Source organism: Micromonospora sp. WMMD980 (assembly GCF_029626035.1).
Taxonomy (GTDB): domain Bacteria; phylum Actinomycetota; class Actinomycetes; order Mycobacteriales; family Micromonosporaceae; genus Micromonospora.
In genome coordinates this window covers 1,028,291-1,044,827 of the sequence record NZ_JARUBE010000003.1, presented here as the reverse complement: position 1 = coordinate 1,044,827, position 16,537 = coordinate 1,028,291, and the positions used below count along the sequence as shown (strand labels likewise).

Below are 16,537 nucleotides of genomic sequence, written 5' to 3'. Positions count from 1 at the left end.
GAGTGCCATGCCCTTCATCGACGTCCGCATCTTCGAGGAGCGCCTCACCCCGCCGGTGCAGGAGGCGCTCATCGCCCGGCTCACCGACGCCGTGAGCGAGGTGCTCGGCCCGGCGGTGCGCGACCAGACGTGGATCGTGCTGACCGGCGCTCCGGCCCAGCGCTGGGGCGTGGGCGGCGTCCCCGGGACCCCGCCGGGCGCCGCGGACGCCGACCCCGTCGTCGCGGCCCCCGTCGACGCCGACGCCCCGGGGTCGTCGCGATGACGGTCGCTGCCGGTCCGGTGGACTCCGCCGCCATCCGCGCCGAACTCGCCGCCGCGCTCCGGGTCGACCCGGGCTCGCTGGCCGACGACACCGACCTGTTCGGCGCCGGTCTGGACTCGCTGACCCTGATCCGGTTGGTCGCGCAGCTACGACGGGCGGGGCACGACGTCACCTTCGAGGACCTCGTCGCCGAACCGACCCTGGCGGGCTGGGACAGGGCGCTGTCCGGCCCGGCGGCCGCGCCGTCGCCGCCGCCCGCCCCGGTGGACCCGTCCGCGCCGTTCGAGCTCGCGACGATGCAGTACGCCTACTGGATCGGCCGGCAGGACGAGCAACCGTTCGGGGGCGTCGCCGCCCACTTCTACGTCGAGTTCGACGGTCATGCCGTCGACCCCGACCGGCTGCGTGCCGCGCTCGCCGCGGTCACCGCCCGGCACGGCATGCTGCGGGCCCGGTTCGACGCGGAGGGCCGCCAGCGCATCGCCGCCGCGGCCCGTACCCCACTGGTCGTGCACGACCTGACCGGCGCGCACCAGGTCGACCGGGAGCTCGACCGCCTGCGCGCGCACTACACGCACCGGCGGATGGACGTCGAGAACGGCGAGGTGTTCACGGTCGCGCTGAGCCTGCTGCCCGGCGGCGCCACCCGGCTGCACGTCGACCTGGACATGCTCGTCGCCGACGCGCTGAGCATGCGGATCCTGCTCGGCGACCTGCACACGCTGTACCACGACCCGGAAGCCGGCCTGCCCACGATCACGGCGAGTTTCCCGGAGTACCTGGCCGCGCACCGGGATTCGGTGGGGGTGGCCCGGGAGCGGGCCCGCGCCTGGTGGACGCGGCGCCTCGACGAGCTTCCCGCCGGCCCACAGCTGCCGATCCGCCCCGACGCCGGCCGTCCCGGTGCGGTCGCGCGCAGCGTCCGGCTGCACCACTGGCTGGCTCCGGCGCGCCGGGAGCGGCTGCTGCGCCGGGCCGCCGCGCACGGCGTGACCGCCGCCGCGGCGCTGGCCACCGCGTTCGCGGAGGTGATCGGCGCGTTCAGCGACGACCGGCGGTTCCTGCTCAACCTGCCGCTGTTCGCTCGCGAGCCGCTGGTCGACGGCGCCGATCTCCTGGTGGGTGACTTCTCCAGCTCGGTGCTGCTCGACGTGGACACCACCGGCCGGCCGCCGTTCACCGAACGGGCCACCCGGGTGCAGGCCGACCTGCGGGCGGCCATCGGTCACGGCGCGTACGCCGGCGTGGAGGTGCTGCGTGACCTGTCCCGGCGGGCCGGGAGCCCGGTGCTGGCGCCGGTCGTCTACACCAGCGCGCTGGGTCTGGGCGAGATCTACGGCGAGTCGATGCAGCAGACCTTCGGCGCTCCGTCGTGGATCATCTCGCAGGGCCCGCAGGTGTGGCTCGACGCCCAGGTGACCGAACTTGACGGCGGGCTGCTGCTCAACTGGGACGTGCGGTTGGACGTGTTGGCCGACGGCGTCGCCGAGGCCGCGTTCTCCGTCTACCGCGGCCTGGTCGACGCGCTGACCGACGACGACGAGGCCTGGCGGCGGCCGGTCGGCGCGCTGGTGCCACCGGGGCAGCTGGCCGTCCGGGAACGGGTCAACGCCACCGTCGCCCCGTGGCCGGCGGCCGGCCTGCATGACGGGTTCTTCGCCCACGCGCAAGCCACGCCCGAGCGGACCGCGCTGATCGACGCCGGGCGGGAGGTCACCTACGGCGATCTCGCCGATCGGGCGCTGCGCCTCCGCGCGCTGCTGGACGCCGAAGGGGTACGCCCGGGCGACCTGGTCGTGATCACCCTGCCGAAGGGGGCCGCCCAGGTGGTCGCCGCGCTGGCCGTACTCGCCTGTGGTGCCGCGTACCTACCGGTGAGCATCGACCAGCCGCCGCACCGACGGCGGCTGATCCACGCGGCGGCCGGAGCCCGGGTCGCGCTGACCGACCCGGCACACCAGGAGGCGGTCACCGACGCGGAGGGCGTCACGCCGCTGCTGCTGAGCGCCGCCGACGGCTACGCGCCGCTCGCACCCGCACCGTCCGACCCGCGTGCGGTCGCCTACGTCCTGTTCACGTCGGGCTCGACCGGCGAGCCGAAGGGCGTGGAGGTGAGTCACGCCGCCGCCATGAACACGGTGCTCGCCCTGAACCGGCGCTTCGGCGTGGGCCCTGCCGATCGGGTGCTGACGCTGTCGGCGCTGGAGTTCGACCTGTCCGTCTACGACACGTTCGGGTTGCTCACCGCCGGTGGCGCGCTGGTGCTGGTCGCCGAGGACCAGCGGCGGGACGCGGCCGCGTGGTGGCACCTGGTCACCGCGTACGGGGTCACCGTGTGGAACACCGTGCCGGCGCTGCTGGACATGCTCCTCGTCGCCGGCGCCGGACGGCCGGCGCCCACGCTGCGCGCCGTACTGCTCGGCGGCGACGTGGTCGGCCTCGACCTGCCGGCCCGGCTGCGTCGATCGGCGCCGGACTGTCGCTTCGCGGCGCTCGGCGGGATGACGGAGGCCGCCATCCACTCCACCGTGTTCGACGTGGACCAGGTGGATCCCGCCTGGCCGTCGATGCCGTGGGGCACTCCGCTGGACAACGTCGTGTGCCGGGTCACCGACGCCGACGGCCGCGACCGACCGGACCTGGTGACCGGCGAACTGTGGGTGGGTGGCGCCGGCGTGGCCGAGGGTTACCGGGGCGATCCGCAGCGCACCGCGGGACGGTTCGTCACGCACGCCGGCACCCGCTGGTACCGAAGCGGCGACCTGGCCCGCTACCGGCCCGACGGTCTGCTGGAGTTCCTCGGGCGAGCCGACCACCAGGTCAAGGTGCGCGGCCACCGGATCGAGCTCGGCGAGATCGAGGCCGCGCTGGCGGCACACCCGGAGGTGGAGCACGCGGTCGCGGTGGTGACCGCCACCGGACTGGCCGCCGCCGTCGTCACCGCCGCGCCGCTGCCGGCGGACCTCGACGCCTGGCTCGCGGAGCGGCTGCCCGAGCACATGCGCTGCGACACGGTCACGGCGTTGCCCGCACTGCCGCTCACCGCCAACGGCAAGGTCGACCGGGCGCGGCTGCGCCTCCTGCTCGACTCGGTGGCCGGCGATCGGCGGGCGACCCGCACCGGCGGGCCGCCCCGCGGCGAGATCGAGGCGCTCGTGGCCGCCGCCTGGTCCGATCTGCTGGACGTGCCGGAGGTGGGCCGCGGCGACTCGTTCTTCGCCCTCGGCGGGGACTCGCTGCTCGCCACCCGACTGCTGGTGCGGCTGCGGACCGCGGGCCTGTCCGGTGCCCGGCTCGCCGCGCTGTTCACCCGGCCGACTCTCGCCGACTTCGCCGCCGACCTGCGGCGCGGCGCCGACACCCGGACGACGGTGGTGACCGGTGACCCGGCGCGCCGGCATGAGCCGTTCCCACCGACAGACGTGCAGCGGGCCTACTTCGTCGGCCGCGACGACCGGCTGCCACTGGGCGGGGTGGGTACCTGGCAGTACACCGAGTTCGACGGCGCGGACCTGGACCTCGACCGGCTCCGCGCCGCCTGGCAGCGACTGGTCGAACGGCACGAGATGCTGCGCGCGGTCTTCGACGGCGCGGATGCCCAGCGCATCCTCGCCACGGCGCCGCCGGTCGAGATCGCCGTGGCCGATGTCGGCGACGATCCGACCGCGGCGCTGGAGAGCATGCGGGCCACCCGCTCGCACCAGCTCACCGACCTCACCCGGTGGCCGCTGTTCGACCTCGCCGCGGTGCGCTACCGGCGGGACGGCCGGCAGCGCACCAGGCTCGCGGTCGGGCTCGACTACATCGTCTTCGACGCCCTGTCGATCATGACTCTCTACACGGAACTCGACAGGCTCTACCGCGATCCCGACGCCGAGCTGCCGGCGATCGACGTGTCGTTCCGCGACTACCTCCTCCAGGTCCGTCCCGATCCGGAGGCCGAGCTCCGCGACCAGCGCTACTGGGAAGCCCGACTGGTCGACCTGCCGCCGGCACCGCAGCTGCCCACCGTGCGCCACCCGTCCGAGGTGTCCCGGCCCCGGTTCACCCGCCGCCGCCACCAACTGCCGGCACACCGGTGGTCCGCGCTGCGGGCGCAGGCCCGCCAGCACGGGGTCACCCCGTCCACGGTGCTGCTGGCGGCGTACGCGGAGGTGCTCGGCGCCTGGAGCGCCCGCCGCGACCTGACCGTCACGCTCACCCTGTTCAACCGGCGTGACGTGCACCCGCACATCTACCGGGTGCTGGGCGACTTCACCACCCTGTCGTTGGCCGACTACCGCCCGGCCGGCGGCGGTTTCCTCGCCGACGTCACCGCCCTGCACGCCCGGATGGGCGCCGACCTCGACCACCGCGAGATCAGTCCGGCCTGGCTCCTGCGCCGGCTGGCCCGCAGCACCGGCAGCATGGAGGCCATGCCGGTGGTGTTCACCAGCGCGATCGGGGTCGGGGACGGGGTGTCGATGGACCGCTCCGACGGCTTCCCACCTGAGGTGTGGGGTGTCTCGCAGTCGCCGCAGGTGAGTCTCGACAACCAGGTCCTGGAGTCCCGCGGCGGTCTGCAGGTCACCTGGGACGCGGTCGACGACCTGTTCGTCCCCGGGGTGCTCGACGACATGTTCGGGGCGTACACGGAGTTGCTGGATCGGCTCGCCGGCGCCGACTGGGAGGCTCCGCTGCCCGACCTGCTACCGGCGGCGCAGCGGGCGACCCGGTCGCGGGTCAACGACACCGCGGCGCCGATCCCGCGGCGCCGGCTGCACGATGCCTTCTTCGACTCGGCCCGGGACCATCCGCACCGCATCGCGGTGATCTGGCACGGCCCGGACGGCGTCGGTGAGCTGACCCACGGCGCGCTGGCCGACCAGGCCCTGCGGGTCGCCTCCGGTCTGCGTGAACGCGGCGTGCGGCCGGGCGACGCGGTCGCGGTGACCCTGCCGAAGGGGCCCGATCAGGTTGTCGCCGTGCTCGGCGTGCTCGCCGCCGGAGCGGTCTACGTCCCGGTGGGCGTGGAACAGCCGGCCCTGCGCCGGGACCGGTGCTACCGGGACAGCCGGGCCGTGCTCGTGCTCGACGCGCCGGCACTGGCGCAGGTGGCTGCCGCCGAGCCGCTGCCCGCCCCGGTGGAGCGGGGGCCGGACGAGCCGGCGTACGTCATCTTCACCTCCGGGTCGACCGGCGCCCCGAAGGGGGTCGAGGTCGCCCACGACGCCGCGGCCAACACCTGCGCCGACGTCAACGCACGCTTCGGCGTCGGGGCGCACGACCGTGTGCTGGCCCTGTCCGCCCTGGACTTCGACCTGTCGGTGTACGACATCTTCGGCGTGCTCGGTGCCGGCGGGGCGCTGGTGTTGCCGGCGGAGGATGAGCGTCGCGACGCGGCACGCTGGCTGAGCCTCGTCCGCGATCACCGGGTCACCCTCTGGAACACCGTGCCGACCCTGCTGGACATGCTGCTGGTGGCGGCCGAGCCGGAGCCGCTGCCTCCGGGTCTGCGCCTGGCGCTGGTCTCCGGGGACTGGGTCGGCCTCGACCTGCCGGAGCGGTTCACCCGGGCCACGGCGCACCGGCCGGACGGTCCGGCCGCTCTGGTCGCGCTCGGCGGGGCCACCGAGGCGTCGATCTGGTCGAACGCCCTCGAGGTGGCCGCGGTGCCGACGCACTGGCGTTCGGTGCCCTACGGCTTTCCCCTGGCCAACCAGACCTACCGGGTGGTGGACGACGCGGGCCGGGACCGACCGGACTGGGTGCCGGGTGAGTTGTGGATCGGCGGTCACGGCGTGGCGCTCGGCTACCGCGGTGACCCGGAGCGGACCGCGGAGAAGTTCGTCGAGGACGCCGCCGGCCGGTGGTACCGGACCGGGGATCTCGGACGCTACTGGCCGGACGGGACGTTGGAGTTCCTGGGCCGGGCCGACCACCAGGTCAAGGTCGGTGGGCACCGGATCGAGCTGGGCGAGATCGAGGCCGCCTGCGAGGCGTACCCGGGATCGGGTCGGGCCGCCGTGGTGGCCGTCGGCGAGCGCACCCGGCGCCGCCTGCACGCCTTCGTCGAGGCCGGCGACGCCGACCCGACGACGGTCGCCGACGGGCTGCGGGCGTTCCTGGCCGAACGGCTGCCGGCGTATGCCGTGCCGGCCGCCGTCGCGGTGCTGCCGTCGTTGCCGTTGACCGCCAACGGCAAGGTCGACCGGGCCGCGTTGCAGCACGACGCGGCGCGCGGGGTGGCGGCGTCCGCCGCGCCGCCTACCGGTCCGGTCGAGACCGCGCTGGCCGGGATCTGGTCCGACCTGCTCGATGACCGGGTGGACGACCGGGCGGCGAACTTCTTCGCGCTGGGCGGGGACAGCGTTGCCGCGCTGCGGCTCGTCGCCGCGATCCGCCAACGCTGGGGAGTCGACGTGCCGATCGCGCGGTTCCTGGCCGCGCCGACGGTGACGGACCTGGCGATCGAGCTGTCTGCCCTGATTGAAAACGACTACGATTTCGGATCACTATGACGATCCTGCGCCCCGTCCGCGGCCTGTTGGTCCTCGCCGTACTCCTCCAGGCACTGTCCAGCGCGGCCGGCGCCGGCGTGCTCATCGCCATGGCGGTGATCGGCGACCGGCTCCTGCGGAGGGCACCGGACCCGGCCGGCGTCCGGAGCCTGGCGGTGCTCGCCGTGGTCGCGGCGCTGCTCAGCGTTCTGCTCGCCGCCGCGGCCACGGTGCTGACCCACCTCGCCGACAACGCCTTGCAACTACGGCTGCGCCGCGTCCTGGCCGATCGGCTCGGCCGGGTGCCGTTGTCCTGGTACGCCGGCCGGGGCTCCGGTCAGGTGAAGAAGGCGGTGCACGACGACGTGCAGGCCATGCACTACCTGGTGGCGCACACCGCCCTCGACGTCACGGCGGCGGTGGTGACGCCGCTGGTGGCGCTGGTCTTCCTGCTCACGGTGAACCCGTGGCTCGCCCTGCTGGCCCTGGCGCCGACGATCGTCGGTGCGTTGCTGTTCCGGCGGGCGATGACCGGCGCCGGACCGAAGATGGCCGCCTACGGCCGCGCCGCAGCGGAGATCAACAACGCGGCGGTCGAGTTCGTCGACGGCATCGCGGTGTTGAAGACCTTCGGGCGCGCCGGCGTGGCGCACCGCCGGTTCCGCACCGCCTCGGACGCGTTCAGCGACTTCTTCACCGCCTGGGCGGCCGGCACCACCGGGATCACCACCGCGTCGCAACTGGTGGTGACCGCCCCGGTCGTGCTGGTGGTGGTCCTGGCCGCCGGGGTGCCCGCCGCGGCGGCCGGCCTCCTGTCACCGGCGGCACTGGTGGCCTTCGTGCTGCTCGCACCCGCGTTGGCCGGCCCCGTCGCCACCATCGGCCGGCACCTGCAGGCGTTGCGTACCGGGCTGAGCGCCGCGGCCGACGTCGCCACGCTGCTGGACACGCCCGTGGTGGACAACGGGGCCGCGGCGGCCGACCCGCACGACACCACCATGCGGCTGCACGCCGTCGACTTCAGCTACGACGGCACCACCACCGTGTTGTCCGGCGTCGACCTCGAACTCCGTCCGGGCACCGTCACCGCGCTGGTCGGGCCGTCCGGGGCGGGCAAGTCCACGGTCGCCCGGCTGATCGGCCGCTTCCACGACCCCGCCGCCGGCCGGATCACCCTGGGCGGCGTCGACCTGCGCGGACTCGATCCGGCGACACTGCACCGCACCGTCAGCTTCGTCCTACAGGAGGTGACCCTGCTGCGCACGACGGTGGCGGCGAACATCGCGCTGGGGCGACCGCAGGCCACTCGGGCCGAGATCGAGGCGGCGGCCACGGCGGCGCAGATCCACGACCGGATCGTCGCCGACCCGCGCGGGTACGACGCGGTGGTCGGCACGGACGTCACCTTCTCCGGCGGTGAGGCGCAGCGCCTGTCCATCGCCCGGCTGCTGCTGGCCGACCGGCCCGTGCTGGTCCTGGACGAGGCCACCGCGTACGCCGACCCGCACGCCGAGGCGCAGATCCAACGGGCCCTGTCCGCCCTCGCCGCCGGCCGGACGATGCTGGTCATCGCGCACCGTCTCGCCAGCATCCGCGCCGCCGACCAGATCGTCGTCCTCGACGGCGGGCAGGTCGTCGAACGCGGCCGGCACGAGGACCTGCTCGCCGCCGGCGGCCGCTACGCCCGCATGTGGCACGCCCAGGAGGCCACCGCCGTCCCCGCCCTCGCCGAGGAGACTCGATGATCAGCGCCATGGCAGCCGCGCTCGGCCCCACCCACGCCGGCCCGCTGCGCCGGCTCGTCGTCCTGGCCGTGGCCGCCGCCACCGCGCAGGGCATAGCGTACGCCCTGCTCGTCCCGCTGCTGCGCGCCGTGCTCGGGGACCGGCCCACGGCGGCCCTGCCGTGGCTGGCCGGATTCGCCGCCGCCGTCGCGGTCTTCGCGGCGCTGACGTGGACGGCTCAGAAACGGGCGTTCGGGCTGGGCCGCGACGTCGCCCGGGCGCTGCACGAGCGCCTGGGCGGAAAGATCATCCAATTGCCGCTGGGCTGGTTCACCCCGGAGCGCACCGGCGAGCTCAGTCGGCTCGCCAGCCAGAGTGTGCTGCAACTGATGAACGTGCCGGCCCACCTGCTGCGTCCAGTCGTGACCGCCGTGGTCACCCCGACCGTGGTGGGGGTGACGCTGCTGGTCGTCGAACCACGGCTGGGCCTGGCCGTGGTGCTCGCCCTGCCGCTGCTCGTCCTGGTGCTGCGGGCGAGCAACCGCGCGGTGGCCGGCGCCGACGCCGACCGACACCGGACCATGGACGACGCCGCCGCCCGCCTCGTCGAGTACGCACAGGCACAGCCGCTCCTGCGGGCCTTCGGCCGGTCCGCGGGTGAGCACCGCCTGCTCGACGACGCCCTGGTGGCGCAGAGCCGCACCGATCACGCCCTGCTGCGCCGGGCGGTGCCGGGGATCGTGGCCTTCGCCTTCGCGGTCCGGGCGCTGCTCGGCGTCGTCCTGCTCGCCGGCGTACACCTCGCGCTCGGCGGCCGGCTCGACGCCGCCACCCTGGTCGCGGTACTCGTGCTGGCCGTCCGGCTGAGCGAGCCGTTGGGCACCGCCGCCGAGTCGGGTGCCTCGCTCCGCCTCGCGGGTAACCAGCTCGCCGCGGTGAACCAGGTACTGGACGCCGCGACCCTGCCCGAACCCGTCCAGCCTCGACAGCCCGGGTCCGCCGAGGTGGCCTTCGACGACGTCCACTTCGCGTACGGCGACCGGCCGGTGCTGCGCGACGTCAGTTTCCGCCTGCCCGAGCGAAGCATGACAGCCCTGGTCGGACCGTCCGGTGGGGGCAAGACCACGGTCGCCCGGCTGCTCGCCCGGTTCTGGGACACCGACGCCGGCACCGTGCGCATCGGCGGAGTCGACGTACGCGACATCGCCCCCGCCGATCTCATGGCCCGCGTCGCGTTCGTGTTCCAGGACGTGTACCTCTTCGACGGCACTCTCGCCGACAACATCCGCCTCGGCCGTGCGGACGCGACGGACGACGAGGTCCGGGACGCCGCCACGACCGCCGGCCTCGACGACGTGCTGGCCGACCTGCCGTCCGGGCTGGACACCCCGGTGGGCGAGGGCGGCACGGCCCTGTCGGGCGGCCAGCGCCAACGCGTCTCCATCGCCCGCGCCCTGCTCAAGCGCGCGCCGATCGTGGTGCTCGACGAGGCGACGGCAGCCCTGGACCCGGAGGCCGACGCGGCGGTGCGTACCGCCGTCGCCGCCCTGTCCCGACAGGCCACCCTGCTGGTGATCGCCCACCGGTTGCACACCGTCCGGGCCGCCGACCAGATCCTGGTGCTGCGCGACGGCATGATCGCCGAGCGCGGGAAGCACGACGACCTGGTCGACGCCGGTGGCACGTACGCGTCGTTCTGGCGCGACCGGACGGCGGCCGAAGGGTGGCGCCTCGTCGGCCGGTGAGCGCGAGGAGCGAGTCGGTTCTGCGAGCCCCGCAGTCGCGAACGGAAGACGGCCCCGGTGAGCGCGAGGAGCGAGTCGGTTCTGCGAGCCCCGCAGTCGCGAATGAATACGGCCCCGTCACGCGGCGAGGTTGCCGTGTCAGGTCATGTCGTCCGCCCACCGGATCGCGCCCGAAGGGCAGAGCGCCACTGCGTCGGCGACCCCGGTGTCCATCTCGAAGGCGGCGCTGACCAGCAGCACGGTGCCCGTCTCCTGATCCTGGTCGAAGGCCTGCGGCGCGAATCGGACGCACTGTCCCGCACCGATGCATCGAGTGTCGTCGACGACGAGCCGCCGGGTCATGCCGGCAGTCTATCGACAACGAATTCCACTAACCAGAACTTGGTCAGCGGTGCAGGGCGTGCGAGCATCTCGTATCGGAAGTGATTGTCGTTCAGCAGGCGATCGAGGCACGGATCGTTCGACGACGACCCAACGAAAGGGCACGGATGAACGGCGACGAGTACCACGAGTCGGGCGAGTTCCTCGACCTGTTCAGTCTCGGCGCGTGGCAGACGCTGCGCGAGCCCGTGCTGGCCGCGCTGGCCGGCGCGGCGCCGCACGCCGGCCCCATCGTCGACCTGGGGGCGGGCAGCGGCCTCGGCACCCTGCTCATCGCCGAGGTGTTGCCGGCCGCACGCATCCTGGCGATCGAGCCGTCAGCAGCCCAACGCGCGGCCCTGTTCGGCCGACTCGGTCCCGTCCCGGACCTGCGGGAGCGGGTCACGGTGGTGGCGGCCGGAGCGCAGGACGCCCCGCTCCCGGAGCGGATCGGCGGCGCGATCGCGATGAACATGATCGGGCACCTGGACCCCGACGCCCGTCGCCGGTTGTGGGGGCGGCTGCGCGACCGGCTCGCGGACGGCGCGCCGCTGGTGGTCAACGCGCAGCCGCCGGCGGAGCCGGTGGAGATCGCGGAGGCGGAGTTCGTGACGGTGCGGGTGGGTGCCCACACCTATGTGGGCAGCGGCGCGGCGCAACCGGACGGGCCGGGCACCATCAGGTGGCGGATGCGCTACCGGGTGCTCGACGAGGCCGACCGGCTCTTACGTGAGGTCACCGCCGCCTACCGGTGGTACGTCGTGTCACCGGAGGCGCTGGCCGTCGAACTGTCCGCGGCCGGCTTCGACGCGGTCCCCGGCCCGATGGACGTGGTGCGCGCCGCGGTCCGGTGACGCCGGGTCGGCAGGTCCCATTACGTTGCGCGCGCCCCGGGCTCGTTCCCGGCGTCGACGTCGCCCTCCCGGTGACGTCGAACCGCGCCGCGACGGCCCGCTCGGCTACGTCGACGACGGCGTGCCGGTTCGACCGCGAGGCTCCCACTTCCCAGACAAACGGGGGTGACAACCATTTTCACTAACTGGTATACCTAGTGGACCTATCCGGCCGCGATCTTCGTGGTCGACAACGAGAGTGATGGTGAGGGATGGTTCCGACCACGGGACGCAGACTGGCCGCGGTCGTCGCCGCGGCAGCGATCCTTGCGGCGGCGGGATGCTCGGCGGACACCGACGACGGGGCGGCGTCCACCGGCGGGACGCTTCGCGCGGCGTTCGCCGGCGGCGGTTCCAGCGAGACACTCAACTACCTGGTCGGCCCGACCGCCCTCGACTACGTCCGGGCGAAGCTGGTGCACGCCCCGCTGTGCGAGCTCGACCCGAAGGCACCGGACGGCGTCTCGTACGGCGTCGTCGAGTCGATCACGGTCTCCGACGACCTCAAGACGTACACGTTGCGGGTGCGCGACGGAGTGACGTTCAGCAACGGAAAGGCTCTGACGTCCGCGGACGTGTTGTACTCGCTGCGCGCGCCGACGCTGTTGAAGGGGCTGCCCTTCACGAAGTTGATCTCGCGGAACTTCAACGTGGACGCGGCCTCCGCCCCGGACGCGTCCACCGTGCTCCTGCCGACGCTGTCGCCGATCGCCGACGGGCGCGAGGTGATCTGCCAGAGCATGCTCGCCATCCCCGACGGGACGACCGAGTTCACCCCGGACATGCCCTCCTCCGGTCCCTTCACGGTGTCCACCTTCGAGCCCGGCCGGTCGACGCTGCTCAAGCGCAACGGCAAGTACTACGGCGAGGCGCCGTCGCTGGAGCGGATCGAGTTGCTCTCGATCCCCGACGGCACGGCTCGGGTGAACGCGCTTCGACAGGGCCAGGTCGACTTCGTCAGTGGGGTCGGGCCGGCTCAGGCACAGACGCTGGACAGCGTCGACGGGATCGAGATCACCAGCAGTGAGCTGCCGTACGCCGCCTACCTCCAGTACACGATGAACGTCAAGGCCAAGCCGTTCGACGATCCCCGGGTACGCGAGGCGTTCCGCTTGGCGGTCGACCGTGAGCGGATCGTGAAGACCGTCTACTACGGCCGGGCGTTCGTCGGCAACGACCTGCCCGCGCTCGGCTTCCCCTCGTACGACAGCTCGCTCCCCCAGCGCGCCCATGACCCGCAGCGGGCGAAGGAACTGCTGGCCGCAGCCGGCGCGAGCGGCGTGAAGGTCGAGCTCACCGCCGGGCCGGAGCTGCCCGGGATGATGGAGACGGCGACGCTCATCGTCGAGGACCTGCGGGCGATCGGCGTCCAGGCCACCGTGCGGGAACTCCCGGCCGGGCAACTGTTCGCCGACTACCCCGCCTACCTCTCCTGGCCGTTCCGGGCCGGGTACACCCCGCCCGCGTTCTTCGAGATCAACCACACGCCGGGCACGTTCCCGGACGTGGACGCACTCGTGCTCAAGGCGCGCAGCGCCGGAACCAAGGAGCAGCGGACGGCCGCGTCGCACCAGGCGCAGAAGCTGCTGTGGGAGAAGGGCGACCAGATCGCACCGGTGTTCGTCCCCACGATCAACGCCGCCTCCGACCGCGTCGGCGGCGTGCGGAACCTGCAGTTCCCCGACCTGTCCCGCGCCACCATGCGGAGCTGACGGGTGCGACTGGCCGGATGGCTGGCGTTGAGGGTCGCCGCCGCGGCGGCGACCCTCACCGTCCTGTCCGCCGTGGTGTTCTGGGCGACCGAGGTCCTGCCCGGCGACGCGGTCGGCACGACGTCGGGCCCGAACGCCACCGACGCCGAGCGGGACGCGATCCGCGTCTCGCTCGGGCTCGACCGCCCCGCGTACGAGCGCTACCTCGACTGGATCGGCGATGCCGCCCGCGGCGATCTGGGCGCTTCGCTCGTCACCGGACGGGGCATCGGTGAGATCATCACCGACCGGCTGACGGCAAGCCTCGCGGTGCTGGTTCCGGCGGCGGCGCTGATCCTGGTGCTCGCCGGAGCGCTGGGCGTCGCGGCGGGACTACGCGTGGGCGGCCGGCTGGACCGGGTGCTGAGCGCGACCACGCTCGGGCTCGTCGGTTCGTCGGACTTCCTGCTGGCCACCGGCCTGCTCGTGGTGTTCACCGCGTGGTGGCCGGTGCTGCCGGCGGTTGCCCTGGTGCCCGCCGGTGACGAGCTCTGGCAACACCCGGACCTGGTGGCCCTGCCGGCGCTCGCCCTCGCCCTCGGCGGATTCGGCGCGACGATGCGGCTACTGCGCGCATCGGTCGCGCAGACGGCCGCGACCGGCTTCGCCGAGTTCGCCCGTCTCAACGGCGTCCGCGGCTCCCGCTACCTCTGGACCGTGGTCTCCAACGCCGCGGCACCCGCGCTGCACGGCCTGGCGATCATGCTCGCCGGTCTGCTCGGCGGCAGCGTCGTGGTGGAGACGCTGTTCAACGTGCCCGGCGTCGGCTTCGAGCTGACCCGGGCCGTGGCCGAACGGGACGTGCCACTGGTGCAGGGCCTGAGCCTGGCACTCGGCGCCGCGACGTTGATGATCCTGCTTGCCGGCGACCTCCTCGCCGCGCTGCTGGATCGTCACCGGTCGCACTCCCCGGCGGGGGCCCGGTGACCGCACGACGCCTGCTGAGCACGGTGCCGCCCCTGCTCGTGCTCGCCGTCGCCGTGATCGGACCCTGGGTACCCGCCGCCAGCCCGACCGCGCCGGTCGCCGGGCCGTACGAGCCCTGGTCCGGCACGCACGTCCTGGGTACCGACGTGCTCGGCAGGGACGTGCTCGCCCGTGTCCTCGACGGGGGCCGGGCGCTGATCGTCCAGGCCACGGTCGCCACGACGATCGGCAGCCTGATCGGCCTCGGCCTCGGCACGTGGGCGGGAATGACCCGCCGTCGCCGGGCCGCCCGGCTCACGGTGCGCACCGTCGACGCGCTCGCCGCCCTGCCGGCGATCCTGCTGCTCCTCGTGCTCGCCGCCGGCGCCCCCGGCAGCGGGGCCGCAGTCGTCGCGGCGAGTGTCCTGGTGAGCATCCCCTTCTCGGTGCGGGTGCTCCGGGAACGCGTCGCCGCCCTGGTCGCCACGGACTACGCCCGAGCGGCGCAGGCCAGGGGGGACGCCTTCGTCGCCCGACTGCGCCACGACGTGCTGCCCGGCCTGGCCCCCACCGCACTCGCCGAGGCCGGGATCCGGTTCGTCGCCTCGGTCCAGCTCGCCGCCACCGCGGGGTTCCTCGGCCTGGGTACCGGCGCTCCGGCCGCGAACTGGGGGCGCATGGTCCAGGAGAACAGCTCCGGGCTCACGACCAACCCGCTGCCGGTGCTGGTCCCCGCCGTGCTGCTCATCGCGCTCGCCGTCGGCGTCACGATCCTCCTCGACCACCTCGCCGGTCCGGTTCTCGGCGAAGCCGGGGGCGGCCGCATCGGCCCCGACCGGATCGGACAGACCGCATGAGCATGGTCGCCCGGGTACGCGGGCTCACCGTCACCGCGCCGGACGGCAGCCGCATCCTGGACGCGGTCGGCCTGGAGCTGACCTCGGGCCGGGTGACCGGCCTCGTCGGGCCGTCCGGGTCCGGCAAGACCACGCTCGCGCTCGGCCTGCTCGGACACCTCGGCCGAGGGCTCCGCCGCGAGGCCGGCAGCGTCGAGGTGGACGGCGTCGACCCCTTCTCCCCCGCGGGCCGGCGCCGACTACGCGGCCGGACGACCGGCTACGTCCCGCAAGATCCGGCCAGCGCGTTGGACCCCCGGCGTCGCCTCGGGGCGCAACTACGCACCGCCGCCCGGATCGCCTGGCCGCAGGACGACCGGGCGGCCAGGGCCGCGCGGATCGAGCAGGCCGCTCGCGATGCCGCCCTCGACCCGCCGCTCCTGCACCGCTATCCGGGTCAGTTGTCCGGAGGACAGGCCCAGCGTGGGGTGCTGACATGGACGCTTGTCACCCGGCCGGCGCTGATCCTGCTCGACGAGCCCACCAGCGGCCTGGACCCCGACACCGCGCTGCGGGTTAGTCAACGGTTCACCGGGCTGCCCTGGCGGCCGGCGGTCCTGCTGATCAGCCACGACCTGGCCCTCGTAAACCGGATCGCCGACGAGACGCTCGTGATGGACCGGGGCCGACTCTCCCCCGCCCGGCGTCATGCTCCGGCCCCCGCACCGGCACGCGCCGCGGCGTCCACCTCGGTGACGGCGACCCCGCCACCCGGAAACGGTACGGTTCGCGCCGCCCTCGCCTTCGAGGGGGTGACGGTCCGGCACGGTGCGCTGCGGGTTCTCGACGACGCCGGCGCACGGGTCGACGTCGGCGAGATCCTCGCCATCCGGGGGACGTCCGGCAGCGGCAAGACCTCGTTGGCGCGGGCGCTCTGCGGGCTCGCCCCTCCGGCCGCCGGACGACTGTTGGTCGACGGCACGCCGGTGAGCTGGGACGCGGCCGACCGCGCGCGTACCGGTCAGCCGTACCTCGCCTACGTCGGCCAGGACGCCCGCGCGGCCCTGAACCCGCACGAAACCGTCCGTCGCACGCTCACCCGGGCGCTTGCCGCGAACCCCCGGCGGGGTCGTCCGGCCGGTTGGACGCTGGAGGAGATCGTCGAGCGGTTCGCGCTCGCGGCCGAGGTCCTCGACCGCACGCCCGATCGGCTCAGCGGCGGTCAACGCCATCGCGTCGCGCTCGCCCGGGCAGTCGCCGCCGCGCCCGCCGTGCTCGTCTGCGACGAGTCCACCGCCTCCCTCGACCGCGACACCGAGGCCCACGTCCTGGACACGATCGACCACCTCCGCCGCCGCGACGGCACTCCCGTCGTGCTCGTCACCCATTCCGGCCACCTCGCGGCCCGCGCCGACCGCGTCCTCACCCTCGCCGACGGACAACTGCGGTGACTCCACCGAGGCGTGGGCCCGGCCGCAGCCGTTCGGTCGCACCCGACGCACCGGATCGACGCCCACCCCTTCTCAACGGTGCCGGTGAAGAGCAGACTCGCCACGACGCCGGCCACCGCGACGTCCG

10 protein-coding genes are annotated in these 16,537 nt (G+C 74.0%); 9 read left to right on the top strand and 1 reads right to left on the bottom strand.

Annotated elements, in window-relative coordinates; genetic code table 11:
• The first annotated feature begins 7 nt into the window (after positions 1–7).
• Genes O7618_RS05350 through O7618_RS05335 form a run of 4 tightly spaced genes read left to right on the top strand, consistent with a single transcriptional unit; the run spans position 8 to position 10,213 of the window.
• A complete protein-coding gene (locus O7618_RS05350) occupies positions 8–265 on the top strand; it encodes a 4-oxalocrotonate tautomerase family protein (protein ID WP_278104836.1) in 258 nt (85 codons plus the stop codon).
• Positions 262–6,765 (top strand): non-ribosomal peptide synthetase, encoded by a 6,504-nt coding sequence (locus O7618_RS05345; protein ID WP_278104835.1) that lies wholly within the window; start codon positions 262–264, stop codon positions 6,763–6,765. Before O7618_RS05350 ends, O7618_RS05345 begins: the two co-directional genes overlap by 4 nt.
• Positions 6,762–8,489, top strand: coding sequence for an ABC transporter ATP-binding protein (locus O7618_RS05340; RefSeq protein WP_278104834.1), 1,728 nt, complete (start codon positions 6,762–6,764; stop codon positions 8,487–8,489). Before O7618_RS05345 ends, O7618_RS05340 begins: the two co-directional genes overlap by 4 nt.
• Entirely contained in the window at positions 8,486–10,213 is a 1,728-nt protein-coding gene (locus tag O7618_RS05335) for an ABC transporter ATP-binding protein (RefSeq protein ID WP_278104833.1), read from the top strand. The genes O7618_RS05340 and O7618_RS05335 overlap by 4 nt, the downstream gene beginning before the upstream one ends.
• Positions 10,214–10,351: 138 nt before the next feature.
• Here the strand turns inward: O7618_RS05335 and O7618_RS05330 are convergent, their stop codons facing one another.
• Complete coding sequence (locus O7618_RS05330) at positions 10,352–10,555, bottom strand: ferredoxin (protein ID WP_278104831.1); 204 nt, start codon at positions 10,553–10,555, stop codon at positions 10,352–10,354.
• Positions 10,556–10,701: 146 nt separating this feature from the next.
• On the opposite strand from O7618_RS05330, the gene O7618_RS05325 reads away from it, so the two are divergent.
• From O7618_RS05325 to O7618_RS05305, 5 genes are all read left to right on the top strand, one after another.
• On the top strand, positions 10,702–11,427 hold the full coding sequence (locus O7618_RS05325; RefSeq protein ID WP_278104830.1) for a class I SAM-dependent methyltransferase: 726 nt from the start codon (positions 10,702–10,704) through the stop codon (positions 11,425–11,427).
• Positions 11,428–11,678: 251 nt separating this feature from the next.
• The gene (locus tag O7618_RS05320) at positions 11,679–13,178 is read left to right on the top strand and encodes an ABC transporter substrate-binding protein (RefSeq protein WP_278104829.1); all 1,500 of its coding nucleotides are present in this window, start codon (positions 11,679–11,681) and stop codon (positions 13,176–13,178) included.
• Between the two features lie 3 nt (positions 13,179–13,181).
• A complete protein-coding gene (locus O7618_RS05315; protein WP_278104828.1) occupies positions 13,182–14,144 on the top strand; it encodes an ABC transporter permease in 963 nt (320 codons plus the stop codon).
• Complete coding sequence (locus O7618_RS05310; protein WP_278104827.1) at positions 14,141–14,980, top strand: ABC transporter permease subunit; 840 nt, start codon at positions 14,141–14,143, stop codon at positions 14,978–14,980. Before O7618_RS05315 ends, O7618_RS05310 begins: the two co-directional genes overlap by 4 nt.
• Positions 14,977–16,410 carry an ATP-binding cassette domain-containing protein gene (locus O7618_RS05305; protein ID WP_278104826.1) on the top strand — a complete coding sequence of 478 codons (1,434 nt, stop codon included), beginning with the start codon at positions 14,977–14,979 and terminating at the stop codon, positions 16,408–16,410. The genes O7618_RS05310 and O7618_RS05305 overlap by 4 nt, the downstream gene beginning before the upstream one ends.
• The last annotated feature ends 127 nt before the right edge of the window (positions 16,411–16,537 follow it).

What these genes read in the sequence shown, in the direction of transcription:
- O7618_RS05350 (WP_278104836.1), top strand. Translation starts at nt 8, where the DNA reads ATGCCCTTCATCGACGTCCGCATCTTCGAGGAGCGCCTCACCCCGCCG.
- O7618_RS05345 (WP_278104835.1), top strand. Translation starts at nt 262, where the DNA reads ATGACGGTCGCTGCCGGTCCGGTGGACTCCGCCGCCATCCGCGCCGAA.
- O7618_RS05340 (WP_278104834.1), top strand. Translation starts at nt 6,762, where the DNA reads ATGACGATCCTGCGCCCCGTCCGCGGCCTGTTGGTCCTCGCCGTACTC.
- O7618_RS05335 (WP_278104833.1), top strand. Translation starts at nt 8,486, where the DNA reads ATGATCAGCGCCATGGCAGCCGCGCTCGGCCCCACCCACGCCGGCCCG.
- O7618_RS05330 (WP_278104831.1), bottom strand. Translation starts at nt 10,555, where the DNA reads ATGACCCGGCGGCTCGTCGTCGACGACACTCGATGCATCGGTGCGGGA.
- O7618_RS05325 (WP_278104830.1), top strand. Translation starts at nt 10,702, where the DNA reads ATGAACGGCGACGAGTACCACGAGTCGGGCGAGTTCCTCGACCTGTTC.
- O7618_RS05320 (WP_278104829.1), top strand. Translation starts at nt 11,679, where the DNA reads ATGGTTCCGACCACGGGACGCAGACTGGCCGCGGTCGTCGCCGCGGCA.
- O7618_RS05305 (WP_278104826.1), top strand. Translation starts at nt 14,977, where the DNA reads ATGAGCATGGTCGCCCGGGTACGCGGGCTCACCGTCACCGCGCCGGAC.